This is a genomic window from Nonomuraea sp. NPDC050643 (assembly GCF_040654715.1).
Taxonomy (GTDB): domain Bacteria; phylum Actinomycetota; class Actinomycetes; order Streptosporangiales; family Streptosporangiaceae; genus Nonomuraea.
Map to the genome: position 1 here is coordinate 23,509 of NZ_JBFAIM010000041.1, position 12,504 is coordinate 36,012.

A 12,504-nucleotide genomic window follows, 5' to 3' on the forward strand; every position below is an offset into this window, starting at 1 on the left:
TCAGGGCTCATCGGGCGCTCGCAGTACTTGGCGCAGCAGCGGCGTGATGTCCTGGTCTTTGACCCGCCGGGCGTCTAGTTTCACCTCGCCGGAGGCTTTGACGGTGATGGTGACGTCCGCCCGGCGGGTGGTCAGCCAGACCGTCAGCGCCCGTGACAGGGCCGCGACTGCGCCTGCTGAGCTGAGTGCCAAGACGAGCGTGTCCAAGGCCCCGCCCAGCTCGTCCTCCGCCGCCGGCCTGCGCACGACCCTTACCGTTCCGGTCAGTGCCCGCTCGCTGGTCAACCATTGCCACAGCCCGGTGAACTCCGCTATCTCATCGCCACCTGTGAGCTGGATCTGTGCCTGCATCAGTCACCTCTACACCGATGGGGCTGTCACTCCAAGCAAAGCAGGGGGAGTGAGTCCTGCACAGCGGATTGCATCAAAGGGTGACCAACTGACAACAAACAGTCAATACAAGCAATGCCTTCGCGGAGGACCACTGAAGATCAATCCGCCGTCGGACATCGCACCCGGCGAAGAGGCCAAGGTGCCGCACAGACCGGATCTCGGCCCGGCACCTGCTCGTCAACCGCCACCATTTCGCTCAGCCGCAGCCCGGTTCCGGTGCGCTGATGGGTGGAGGCGCCGAGGACACCAGCAGTTCGGTGCCGACCGTCCCGGCGACGGCTTTCCGGGCCAAGCGTTCGGTCGTCTGTCCCAAGGAGGGCCGGCCACACTGGCCAGGCGCGCCGCTACGTCCGCCGCTGATTCATCAGCGCCTGGATGCCGTCGAGGATCCGACCGAGCCCGAAGGTGAACTCGGCGTCGGCGTCGGCGTCGCTCTGGTCGTCGTCTATGGCCCCGCCCGCGATGGCCGCGCTGACCGCCGGAAAGCGCCGCTCGTCGATGAGCTTCGACAACGCGCTGCCGTAGCGGAACGCCCGGTCCCCCGCCTGCGCCATGCTCACAGCCAGAGCAGCCCAGTTGCGGACGAATCCCCCCAGCAACATGACCACCGACAACTTTTCGCTCTCGGCGAGCCCGGTGTCGCGCAGGTCGCCCAGCCCTCGCTCCAGCCACGCGATCTGGTTGGGTGTGATCGGCGGCCCCGCGATGGTGATCTGCAGGATCCACGGCTGTCGGCGCAACACGTCCAGATAGTCCCGGGACCAGCGGGACAACCCCGCCCGCCAGTCGCCCCCGTCATCACCCGCGGGCGGCAGGCCGACACCGGCGTCCATCATCAGCTCGACCAGTTCGTCCTTGGCCGCGACGTACCGGTACAGGGCCATGGTGGAGACCCCTAGTTCCTTGGCGACCCGCACCATGGACACCGCCGCCATACCTTCGGCCGCTGCCAGCGCGACAGCGGCCGCGACGATCCGCTCCAGGCTGAGACCAGGCTTCGGCCCGGGGTTCGGGCGAGCACGCACCCCCCACGCCGCCTCCAGGCTCGCCGGCAGTCCGGTGCCACTCTCGCCGCCCATCTGACCCCTTTCGATTTCCCGCTTGTGTATAGCATACGCAGTCGCGTATAAGTACTACGCAATCAAGTATAAGCCTTACACAATCAGGAGCGTCGACGTGCACGTCCTCATCTCCGGCGCCGGCATCGCAGGCCAGGCGCTGGCCTACTGGCTGCGTCACCACGGCTTCACCCCCACCGTTGTCGAACGTGCACCAGGGCCACGCCCGGGCGGCTACAAGGTGGACCTACGCGGCGTGGCGGTCGAGGTGGCCGACCGCATGGGCATCGGCGAGCACGTCCGCGCCCGCGCCACCGACATGCGCGGCGGCACCTGGCTCACCCGGGCAGGCAAGCCCGTCGCCAAGCTGAGCGGTGACCTGATCGGTTTCCGCGACCCCGGCGACCTGGAGATCCTGCGCGGCGACCTGGCCGACATCCTCCATCGCGCGACCAGCGGCGACGTCGAGTACCTGTTCGACGACGCGATCGCCACCATCCAGGACGACGGCCGCGGCGTTCACGTCATCTTCGAGAAGTCGCCGCCACGGACCTTCGACCTGGTGGTGGGCGCCGACGGCCTGCACGGCGGCGTACGCGCCCTGGCCTTCGGCCCGGAGACCGGCTGCGCCGAGGGGCTCGGGTTGAGCGTCGCGGTCTTCAGCGTCCCCAACCACCTGAGCCTCGATCGCTGGGAGATGGCCTGCACCGGCGCCGGCCACATCGCCAACCTCTACGGACTGCGGCCGACGTCCGATGCCACCGCACAGCTCTTCTTCCCCACCCCGGACCCTCCGCCCGGCCGCCACGACCGCCCAGCCCAGCAGCGGGCCGTGGCCGACGCCTTCGCGCAACACGGCTGGGAGGTCCCCCGCATGCTCGCCGCCATGCACGCCGCCGACGACTTCTACTTCGACTCCTTGGCCCAGATCCACCTGCCGAACTGGTCGAAGGGCCGGGTCACGCTACTGGGCGACGCGGCCTACTGCCCCTCCCCGGCCTCCGGCCAAGGCACCAGCCTCGCCGTGGTCGGCGCGTACGTGCTGGCCGGCGAGCTCGCCGCGGCGCACGGCGACCACCTGGCCGCGTTCGAGCGTTATGAACGGGAGCTGCGCCCGTTCGTGGAACTGAACCAGCGGCTCGGACGCGACGTGGTCAAACAACTCGTCCCCGCCACCCGCCTGCGGGCCTGGGCGCAGTTCACCATGTTGCGCATGATGCCGTACATGCCAGGCAAGGCCAGGATGATGGAGCAGATCATGAAGCCCATCCGGGAGGCGGCCAACGCCATCACCCTCAAGCCCTATACCCCGGCCCTGCGCTGAAGGCTGCTTGCGCGCGACGTGGGCAACGGCGACGCCCCTGCTGAGGTTGAGCGCCACGGCGGAGAAGACGTGTTCGAGGCCGACCTTCGCCAGTCCCCGGTAGCGGGCCCGGCGGACACCGGTGACCGCGACGGCCTGGCGCATGGTGCCTTCGACATCCGGCGCGGAGCTTGTATGTGCCCCGCCAGCCCTTGGCGCTCTGGCAGATCGCCCGATCACGCGCGCTCATCGAGCCATTCGGAGGCGTGATCGTCGCGAAGTTCTTCGACATCGACCAGTCGCGTTCGATCCCCTGGAGGCGCCACCGGCAGGCGGCGGCGCTGCAGGGCCGCTCCCTTGGCGGCCGACCGCCCCTACGGCTACAGGCTGGCTGACGCTGGCCCTCACCCCAACCCGGCCGCCGCTCCCGTGGCGGGGGAGATTCTGCCACGTTCATCGACGGGTACGGCCTGTTCGCCATTGCGGAGAGGCTGACCCGCAACGGCATCCCCTGCCCGTCCGCCCATGACCCAGGCCGGAACCCACACCGCTCCGGCATCGCCTGGTCCAAGAGCGCGATACGCGCCATCTCGACCGACCCCCGCTACGTCGGCCACCAAGTGTGGAACCGCCAGAGCAAAGACGAAGTCCTGCTACCGATGCCGATTCCCAGAGGAGTACGCCCTGGCCAACCACGTCATGCATCCCCGCAACGTCTACCTGAGAGAGGATCGCGTCGTCCCGCGACTCGACCGCCGGCTCGGCCGGTTGTTCGCGCTGCGCAATGTCGACCAGACCCTCGACGTTCTGACCGCCGCGCAGGACCTGGTTCCGCCCGAGGCCCAAGCTCTCGAGGCGGCACGCCGCCAGATCACGGAGTGCGACCGTAAGCTCGCTCAGCATCGGGCAACCCTTGAGGCGCGCTGCCCCGGCTCTCGTCGCGGGGTGGATCCAGGAGGAACTTGGCCGTAGGAACGCGGCCGAGCAACGCCTCAGCAGCGATGGGGACGTGATGAGCCGGCGGAGAACACACAGACTCGGAGACATGGTGCGGGTGCTCTCGAACGCCGCCCCGACCCGGAAGGGCAAGATCTACGCCGACATCGGTCTGCGGCTGACCTACCACCCGTCAAACAAAAGGTCCTGGTCACGTCTGCTCGTGACCAGGACCCCATAGGCCCACCGGTTTGTGTCCGAGGGGGGACTTGAACCCCCATGCCCATCACTGGGCACTAGCACCTCAAGCTAGCGCGTCTGCCTATTCCGCCACCCGGACTTGGTGCCTGCACGTGGAACCGTCATCCCGCGTCGGCGTGAGTAAGGTTAGCAAACTCTGAGGGGTGCGTCATACCAAGTATCCGCGCCCTCGCCAGAGACCTTCCCCATGGGCCGTGGATGAGGCCGGCGGGAGCCCCCGATGGCGCTTTCGTGGCGTGCCCCAGTGGCCAATGTGCCAGTTGAGGAGGGTTTGGGAGCGGGGGAGTTGGTGAATTCCTGGGTCTCCGCTGAAAAGGCCTTGCGGCCACCTTGGGTGCTGCTACGGTTACGGACCGTTGAGGGGTGAGTCCACGGACCGGCCTCACGACGTGAGGCCGGTTCTGGAGCTGGGAGGGCACGTGACGCGCGAGGCGGTGAAGCAACCGGGGTCGACGACCCCCGCTGCTCGTCGTCTCCGCGTGGCGGAGCCGCTGCAGAAAGTGACCATTGATCGGGCGGGCCGGATGGCGCGGTTCGCGGCCGGTGCCCGGCGGGTCATGGTGCGGGCAGTCGCCACTGGGGCCCTGGTGGCCGCCGGGTGGCTGCTCGCTGTTCTGTACGGCATGCTCACCGCCGCTCCGGCGGCCGCGGAGACCACCGCGGCGACAGGGGCGACCCAGACCGGCGACTTCCTGTCCCTCACCGACCCGGTCCGCGTTTCGGCGTCGGACAACGCCGAGGCCATGGCCGGGCGCACGGTCGACGGGCTCAACAGCCAGCAGGATCCTGGCCTGCCAACACCATCTTCCGCCGGAAAGATCCTGGACACCAATGGCTTGGTGCCCAACGGCGGTGGCAGCGGCCCGTTCGGGTCGGCTGCCGGGGACGTCGCGAGGTCCGTGTTCGACCCGCGGCTCCAGGCAGGGCGCGCCCCCCTGGCGCGCCTGCTTCCCCCCGTCGTCCGCACAGCGGCGGACGACCCCTCTTTCTCACCTGACTGATCCCCGCTTCGGGACGTCGGCCGGTCTTCATGTGATCGGCCTCAGGACATCCGCCGGTCTTCGTGTGATCGGCGATCCCTATCCCTTTCAGTAGCGCGGCGGAGCGTGGCATGAGTCCCTCCGCCCGCGGGTGAAACACGTCAGTTCAGCTGGTTCGCGAATCCGAGGTCTCCGCTGTGCGCGTAGAACCTCGCATGGCCTCGGGCTGCCCGCGAACCGTTCAGGTATCCCCCCAAGAACCACAAGGAGCATTCGCTATGCGTACGTGGGCCAAGGCATCGACTCCTGCCGCACTTCTCGCCGTTGCGGCCATGTCGTTCGGCGGCGGCGGCACCGCGCTCGCCGACACCTCCGGCGACGGGTCAGTCGCCGGCGGCAACCAGGTGGACCTGCCGATCTCCGTGCCGATCGACATCAGCGGCAACTCCGTCGCGGCCGTCGGCAAGTCCGAGGCGACCTCGCAGGGAGGCGCCGAGGTCGTGAACTCGGGCCGGCCCGGCATCTCCGACCGGACCTCGGGCAACGGGTCCGTCGGCGGCGGCAACCAGGTGCACGCGCCGATCAGCGCGCCGATCAACGCCTGTGGCAACGCCGTCTCGCTGTTCGGCAACTCCGACGCGGGCTGCAAGGGCGGGGCCACCGTCCGCAACCAGGGCAAGCGTGGTGCGGGCGGCAACCGTACCTCCGGTGACGGGAGCGTGCTCGGCGGCAACCAGGTCACCGCGCCGATCTCGGCCCCGCTGAACGCCTGCGGCAACGCGGTGGCGATCTTCGGTGACGCGACGGCGGGCTGCAAGGGCGGCGCCAACGTCTACAACACCGGCGTGGGCGCGGGCGGCAACCGTACCTCCGGTAACGGGAGCGTGCTCGGCGGCAACCAGGTCATCGCGCCGGTCAGCGCCCCGGCCAACATCTGCGGCAACGCGATCGCGGTGTTCGGACGGGCGTTCGCGGGCTGCAAGGGCGGCTCGTCCGTCACCAACAACGGCGGCCCGGGCAACCGCTACAAGACCCGCCACGTGGCCCCGGGATCGACGGGCAACGACACCGACGGGCGCTTCGGGGCCGGCAGCGGCAACCAGGTCGTCGCCCCGATCAGCGCGCCGATCGACATCTGCGGCAACGCCGTGGGCAACGCCACCGCCGGCTGCAAGGGCGGCTCGACGGTGCACAACTCCGGCGCGGGCGGCAACCGTACCTCCGGTACGGGCGGCGTGCTCGGCGGGAACCAGGCGGTGGCCCCGGTCAGCGCGCCGATCGACATCTGCGGCAACGCGGCGGCCGTGCTCGGGCACGCGTTCGCCGGGTGCAAGGGCGGCGCCCACGTCAAGAACCCCGGCAGGGGCGCGGGCGGCAACCACACCTCCGGCGCGGGCGGCGTGCTGAGCGGGAACCAGGCGGTGGCCCCGATCTCCGCCCCGATCAACATCTGCGGCAACGCGGCCGCCGTGTTGGGCGCGTCCCAGGCCCACTGCAAGGGCGGGGCGGGCGTCTGGCCGCACGACGGCGTGGGCGGTGGCGGCAACCACACCTCAGGCAGGGGTGGCGTGCTGTCGGGCAACCAGATCGTCGCGCCGATCGCCGCGCCCGTGAACATCTGCGGCAACGCCGCGGCCGTCCTCGGTGACGCCGCCGCCGGGTGCCTCGGCGGGTCGAACGTCGGCACGCCGGGCCCCGACGGCCCTGACGGGTTCGAGCGTTTCGCCCGCGCCAACAGCAAGGTCGCGGCGGCCAAGGGCGGGATGCTGCCCGTGCTGCCCTCCGTCCCGGTCCTCGACCAGCTCCAGGGGGCCGGTTCGGTCAGCGGCGTCACCCAGCAGGTTCAGGACGTCGCCAAGAGCAGCGGGGTGGCCCAGCTCCAGGACGTCAGCAGCGTGGCCGCGCCGCTCCAGGACGTGAGCGGCGTTGGAGCCGTCACCCAGCAGCTCCAGGACGCCGGGAACGTCGGCAAGGTCGCCGAGAACCTCCAGGGCACCGGCCTGAGCGCGCTCCCCCTCGTCGAGGACGCCGCCACCACGGCCGGCCTGCCGCAGCTCCCCGAGCTGCCCGGCCTGCCCGCCCAGGCGCAGACCCCGGCCCAGCCGAAGAAGACCCCGCACTCCGCCCCGGTCGACGGCAAGCGCCGCGCGGTCTCCTCGGGCCCGGTCTCCGCGCTCGACCCGGCGACCGGCCTGGTCGCCTCCACCCCGGCCGGTGGCGCCGTGAACTCGGCCGCCCGCAGCCTGCCGGTCGGTGACCTCGGCCTGATGAGCGCCGAGCAGCCCGCCGGTGTCACGGGCATGAACTCCGGCTCCGTGCTCGCGCTCCTGCTCGGCTCGCTGCTGGCCGCCTCGGCGACGCTGTTCGCCGGTGCCCGCCGGTTCCGGGTCGGCCGGAAGTAAGGAATAGGAAGTACGTAACACCGTTCGCCTCACGTAGGCAGTGACAGACGCTTTGCCCGTTCCGGGGGCGCGGCCCGGGGCGGGCAAAGCCATGTCCGCGGTCAGAGAGTCCTGCGTACTCGCATGATCTTGCGTCGCAGACGTACGTGCCGGCTCCCGTCGGGGTGCACCCGCACGCGCGCCAGCTCCCACTGACCGTACTCCGCGTGTTCGGTCAGCAGTTGACGTGCTGCTTCGCGAGTGAGGTCGCGCGGAATGAAGATATCCATGTAGGAGTAGTCGAGCACAACGATTAGTCTCCAGGGTGAGTCAGGGCGCCATGCCGCTCGCTGGGGCTTATTCTGCGTGCTTGTGGGTGGACCCGGAAGCGAGTGGGTAGCCCGGGGGAAGGAAATTTCCGCGAGTCGGGTTACCTTTCAGATCTATGCCGACTCCCGGTAGGGGGATTGCAAGCGAACAGTGAGGTAGGAAGCAGCGTGCCAGCCAAGAACGGCAGCACCGGCGGAACACGACGCCTGGTGATCGTCGAGTCGCCTGCCAAGGCGAAGACGATCAAGGATTACCTCGGTGCCGGCTACATGGTCGAGTCCAGCATCGGCCACATCCGTGACCTGCCGGAGAAGGCCGACGACATCCCCGAGAAGTTCAAGGGGGCGCCGTGGGCCCGTCTCGGCGTGAACGTCGAGCACGAGTTCGAGCCGCTGTACGTCGTCAACCCCGACAAAAGGTCGCAGGTCAACAAGCTGCGGCAGTTGCTGAAGGATGCTGACGAGCTCTACCTGGCCACTGACGAGGACCGTGAGGGCGAGGCCATCGCCTGGCACCTGCGGGAGGTGCTCAAGCCCAAGGTGCCCGTGCACCGCATGGTGTTCCACGAGATCACCCCGCAGGCGATCCGTGACGCCGTGGCCAACCCGCGCGACCTCAACCTCCGCCTCGTGGACGCCCAGGAGACCAGGCGCATCCTCGACCGCCTCTACGGCTACGAGGTCAGCCCGGTCCTGTGGAAGAAGGTCAAGCCCCGGCTGTCGGCCGGTCGTGTGCAGTCCGTGGCGACGCGGCTGGTGGTGGAGCGCGAGCGGGAGCGCATGGCGTTCACCTCTGCCCACTACTGGGACCTGCAGGCGCTCTTCGACACCAACAAGCCGGAGGAGCGGCCGCGCGACTTCACGGCCACGCTGAGCGCGGTCGACGGCAAGCGGGTGGCGCAGGGGCGCGACTTCGCCAGCACCGGGCAGCTCAAGACGGCCAACGTGCTGCACCTGTCCGAGGCGGCGGCCGGTGAGCTGGCCGGACGACTCCAGGGGGCGTCGTTCGCGGTCAAGTCCGTGGAGCGCAAGCCGTACACGCGTAAGCCGTACGCGCCGTTCCGGACGACCACACTGCAGCAGGAGGCCAGCCGTAAGCTGGGCTTCTCCGCCAAGTACACGATGCAGGTGGCCCAGCGTCTCTACGAGAACGGCTACATCACCTACATGCGTACCGACAGCATCACGCTGTCGGAGACCGCGGTGGCGGCCGCACGTTCGCAGGCGATCAAGCTGTACGGCGCCGCCTACGTGCCCGACAAGCCCCGCGTCTACGCCAGCAAGGTCAAGAGCGCGCAGGAGGCGCACGAGGCGATCCGGCCCTCGGGCGAGGAGTTCCGCACGCCGGGCGAGACCGGGCTGTCGGGCGACATGTTCCGCCTCTACGAGCTGATCTGGCAGCGCACGGTGTCCTCGCAGATGAAGGACGCGGTCGGCGAGTCGATCACGGTCAAGGTGAGCGGCAGGTCGTCGTCGGGTGAGGACGTCGAGTTCAGCGCGTCCGGCCGGACGATCACCTTCTACGGGTTCCTGAAGGCGTACGTCGAGGGCTCCGACGACCCCTCGACCGACCGCGACGACTCCGAGAAGCGGCTGCCCAACCTGGCCGAGGGCGACGCGCTCAGCGTGTCGCGGCTCGACGTGGCCGGCCACTCGACCAAGCCGCCCGCGCGCTACACCGAGGCGTCGCTGGTCAAGGAGCTGGAGGATCGGGAGATCGGGCGGCCTTCGACGTACGCCTCGATCATCGGGACCATCCTCGACCGCGGCTACGTGTTCAAGAAGGGCACGGCGCTGGTGCCGTCCTTCCTGGCGTTCGCCGTGGTCAACCTGCTGGAGCAGCATTTCGGCAACCTGGTCGACTACGACTTCACCGCCGAGATGGAGAAGGTGCTCGACGACATCGCCAACGACCGGGCCGAGCGGGTGCCCGAGCTGCAGCGCTTCTACTACGGGGCCGACGGCGACGAGGGCCTGAAGGAGATGGTCTCCGACCTCGGCGACATCGACGCCAAGGAGATCAGCTCGTTCCCGGTGAAGGGGACGGACATCGTCCTGCGGGTCGGGCGTTACGGCCCCTACCTGGACAGGGACGGCGCCCGGGTCAACGTGCCCGAGGACATGACGCCCGACGAGCTGACGGCGGAGAAGGCCGAGGAGTTGTTCTCGCGGCCGACGGGCGACCGGCAGCTCGGGCACGACCCGGTGAGCGGGCACATGATCGTGGCCAAGGGCGGGCGATACGGGCCCTACGTGACCGAGATCCTGCCCGAGCCGGCCGTCGACGACGACGCGCCCAAGAAGCGGACCAAGAAGGCGGACGCGCCGAAGCCGCGTACGAGCTCGCTGTTCAAGACGATGTCGCTGGACACGATCACGCTCGACGACGCGCTCAAGCTGCTGACGATCCCGAGGCTCGTCGGTGAGCTGGAGGGCGAGGAGGTCGTGGCGCACAACGGGAAGTTCGGCCCCTACCTGAAGAAGGGCGCCGACTCGCGTTCGCTGGCCTCGGAAGACGAGCTGCTGACGGTCACGATCGACCGGGCGAAAGAGCTGTTCGCGCAGCCCAAGCAGCGCGGGCGGGGGCGGGCCGCGGCCGCGGCGCCGCTGCGGGAGCTGGGTGACGACCCCAACTCCAAGAAGCCCGTGGTGGTGAAGGAGGGGCGGTTCGGCCCTTATGTGACCGACGGCGAGACGAACGCGTCGCTGCGCAAGGGCGACGCGGTCGAGGACATCACGATCGAGCGGGCGGCCGAGCTGCTGGCCGAGCGGCGTGAGCGGGCTCCCGCGCCGAAGAAGACCACGACGCGCAAGGCTCCCGCGAAGAAGGCGCCGGCGAAGAAGCCGGCGGCCAAGTCGTAGCGGGCCCACCGGTCGCCCTTCCGGTGGCCGCTGGACGCGGCCGCCGGAAGTAGCATCGTTCATGTGTTCGTGCTGTTCTTCGTGGGCGCGGTGTTCCTCGCGCACTATTACCTGTGGCGCCGCCTGGTGCGTTCGACCACGCGCCCCGGACGGCTGCGCAAGGGGCTGACCTGGGCGTTGGTCGGCCTGGTGCTGCTGGTGGTGGCGACGTTCGTGGGCACGCGGATGGAGCTCGGGCACTGGCTCGCGTGGCCGGGCTTCCTGTGGGTGGCGATCATGTTCTACCTGGTCGTCATCCTGGCCGTGCTGGAGATTCCGCGGGCGGTGGCCGTGCTGGTTCTGCGCAGAGCGGAACGCGGGGCGGTGCCGGAGCCCGTACCGGTTCTGGCGGGCGCCGCCGCGCCGCCCGAGCCCGTCGCGGTCGCGCCGGGCGCGGGTTCTCCGGTCGAGCCCGCGCCGGTCGATTCTGGGCCGGTGGCTGGACCGGTGGCTGGACCGGTCGTGTCCGGGCCCGACGTCGTGAGCAGGCGGCTCTTTCTCGGGCGCACCACCGCCATGATCGCCGGGGTGAGCGCGCTCGGAACGGTCGGTTACGGCGTCACGAGCGCGCTCGGAGATCCCGTGATCGAGCGGGTCAAGGTCACGCTGCCGAAGCTGGACTCGCGGCTCGGCGGCCTGCGGTTCGCCGTGGTGAGCGACATCCACCTGGGGCCGCTCACCGGCATCGGGCACACCGAGCGGATCGTCCGCATGATCAACGCCCTCGAGGCCGACGTGGTGGCGATCGTGGGTGACCTGGTGGACGGGTCGGTGGCCCAGCTCGGGGCGCTGGCGAAGCCGCTGAAGAGCCTTGAGTCCCGCTATGGGGCATATTTCGTGACCGGTAACCACGAATACTTCTCGCCCGAAGGGCCGCAGGAGTGGATCGAGGAGCTCGGCGAGCTCGGCGTACGCTCTCTGCGAAACGAGCGTGTGGAGATCAAGCACCAGGGCGCCGTGCTCGACCTGGCCGGGGTCAACGACGTGGGCGGCGCCGCGGTCGGCGACGGCCCCGACTTCGGCAAGGCGCTCGGCGGCCGGGCGGCCGGCCGGTCCACGGTCCTGCTGGCCCACCAGCCCATCCAGGTCGCCGAGGCCGCCCGCCACGGCGTCGACCTGCAGTTGTCCGGCCACACGCACGGCGGGCAGATCGCGCCGTTCAATCTGGTGGTGAAGCTGCAGCAGCCGGTGGTGTCCGGGCTGGCCACGGTGGAGGGCACGCAGGTCTACGTCACCAGGGGCGCCGGCTTCTGGGGGCCGCCGGTGCGCGTCGGGGCCCCGCCCGAGATCACGCTGCTGGAGCTCCGCTAGCTGACTTTTCGTAATCCGCTGGTCACGCATTGCCATTTTCGGGTAGTATCCGGTCGGATACTTACGGAGGTGGGCATGGTCTCTTCGCCGATGGAGGGGGCGCTGCGGCAGGAGGTCACCTTCTGGGCCGCGCGCGGCGGGCTGCTGTTCAGGCAGGCCAGACAGGCCGCGAGCCTCAACCAGAAGGCCCTGGCCGGCGTCAGCGGCACGTCGAGGACCACGCTGTCCGCCTACGAGCACGGCAGGAAGTCGCCCACGCTCGAGACCGCCGGGCGCATTCTCGACGCGGCCGGGTTCCGGCTGGCGCTGGAGGCCAAGGTGGAGTTCGCGGCGCGGGTGACCGGCGACGGCCGGGCCTTCCACGTGCCCAACCGGCTGCCGAGGCTGCCGGTCGCCGCCGCGCTGGGCGTCGCGCGAGTCCACGGCCGGTCCTACCGGCTGGCCGACCGCGACGAGCGGCGGGTCGCCTACACCGTGCTGCTGTGCGGGGGCGGGCCGCGCGAGCTGCTCGAGCACGTCGACGGAGTGCTGCTCGTCGAGCTGTGGGACGACCTCGTTCTCCCCGGCGAGATCCGGTCCGAGTGGTGGCCATTGGTGGAAGAGGCGCGGCAAGAGTCCGGAGTTATGAATTGATGATGTTTTTGGGGGCCT

10 protein-coding genes, 1 tRNA gene and 1 pseudogene are annotated in these 12,504 nt (G+C 69.7%); 7 read left to right on the forward strand and 5 right to left on the reverse strand.

What is annotated here, in order from left to right; genetic code table 11:
- On the reverse strand, positions 1–351 hold the full coding sequence (locus tag AB0I15_RS40390) for a hypothetical protein (RefSeq protein WP_358108154.1): 351 nt from the start codon (positions 349–351) through the stop codon (positions 1–3).
- Between the two features lie 386 nt (positions 352–737).
- Positions 738–1,472 (reverse strand): TetR/AcrR family transcriptional regulator C-terminal domain-containing protein, encoded by a 735-nt coding sequence (locus tag AB0I15_RS40395; protein WP_358108156.1) that lies wholly within the window; start codon positions 1,470–1,472, stop codon positions 738–740.
- A 97-nt stretch (positions 1,473–1,569) separates the two neighbouring features.
- On the opposite strand from AB0I15_RS40395, the gene AB0I15_RS40400 reads away from it, so the two are divergent.
- Positions 1,570–2,775 (forward strand): FAD-dependent monooxygenase, encoded by a 1,206-nt coding sequence (locus AB0I15_RS40400; RefSeq protein WP_358108159.1) that lies wholly within the window; start codon positions 1,570–1,572, stop codon positions 2,773–2,775.
- Between the two features lie 36 nt (positions 2,776–2,811).
- Here AB0I15_RS40400 and AB0I15_RS40405 read toward each other — a convergent pair.
- A pseudogene (locus tag AB0I15_RS40405) lies at positions 2,812–2,931 on the reverse strand (transposase); the annotation flags it as partial.
- A gap of 278 nt (positions 2,932–3,209) precedes the next feature.
- Between AB0I15_RS40405 and AB0I15_RS40410 the strand changes: the two are divergent.
- Positions 3,210–3,644 carry a recombinase family protein gene (locus tag AB0I15_RS40410; RefSeq protein ID WP_358108390.1) on the forward strand — a complete coding sequence of 145 codons (435 nt, stop codon included), beginning with the start codon at positions 3,210–3,212 and terminating at the stop codon, positions 3,642–3,644.
- 300 nt (positions 3,645–3,944) lie between these two features.
- On the opposite strand, the gene AB0I15_RS40415 is transcribed toward AB0I15_RS40410, so the two are convergent.
- Positions 3,945–4,030 (reverse strand) — tRNA-Leu (locus AB0I15_RS40415).
- Positions 4,031–4,370: 340 nt separating this feature from the next.
- On the opposite strand from AB0I15_RS40415, the gene AB0I15_RS40420 reads away from it, so the two are divergent.
- Both AB0I15_RS40420 and AB0I15_RS40425 read left to right on the forward strand, forming a co-directional pair.
- A complete protein-coding gene (locus tag AB0I15_RS40420; protein ID WP_358108162.1) occupies positions 4,371–4,952 on the forward strand; it encodes a hypothetical protein in 582 nt (193 codons plus the stop codon).
- A 257-nt stretch (positions 4,953–5,209) separates the two neighbouring features.
- On the forward strand, positions 5,210–7,333 hold the full coding sequence (locus tag AB0I15_RS40425; RefSeq protein ID WP_358108165.1) for a chaplin family protein: 2,124 nt from the start codon (positions 5,210–5,212) through the stop codon (positions 7,331–7,333).
- 101 nt (positions 7,334–7,434) lie between these two features.
- Here AB0I15_RS40425 and AB0I15_RS40430 read toward each other — a convergent pair whose 3' ends face one another.
- Entirely contained in the window at positions 7,435–7,620 is a 186-nt protein-coding gene (locus tag AB0I15_RS40430) for a DUF5703 family protein (RefSeq protein WP_103957247.1), read from the reverse strand.
- Between the two features lie 189 nt (positions 7,621–7,809).
- On the opposite strand from AB0I15_RS40430, the gene topA reads away from it, so the two are divergent.
- From topA to AB0I15_RS40445, 3 genes are all read left to right on the forward strand, one after another.
- The gene (gene topA, locus AB0I15_RS40435; protein ID WP_358108169.1) at positions 7,810–10,503 is read left to right on the forward strand and encodes a type I DNA topoisomerase; all 2,694 of its coding nucleotides are present in this window, start codon (positions 7,810–7,812) and stop codon (positions 10,501–10,503) included.
- Positions 10,504–10,566: 63 nt separating this feature from the next.
- Entirely contained in the window at positions 10,567–11,853 is a 1,287-nt protein-coding gene (locus tag AB0I15_RS40440) for a metallophosphoesterase (RefSeq protein WP_358108172.1), read from the forward strand.
- Between the two features lie 75 nt (positions 11,854–11,928).
- Positions 11,929–12,486: a helix-turn-helix transcriptional regulator gene (locus AB0I15_RS40445; protein WP_358108175.1), complete on the forward strand. Its 558-nt coding sequence runs from the start codon at positions 11,929–11,931 to the stop codon at positions 12,484–12,486.
- The last annotated feature ends 18 nt before the right edge of the window (positions 12,487–12,504 follow it).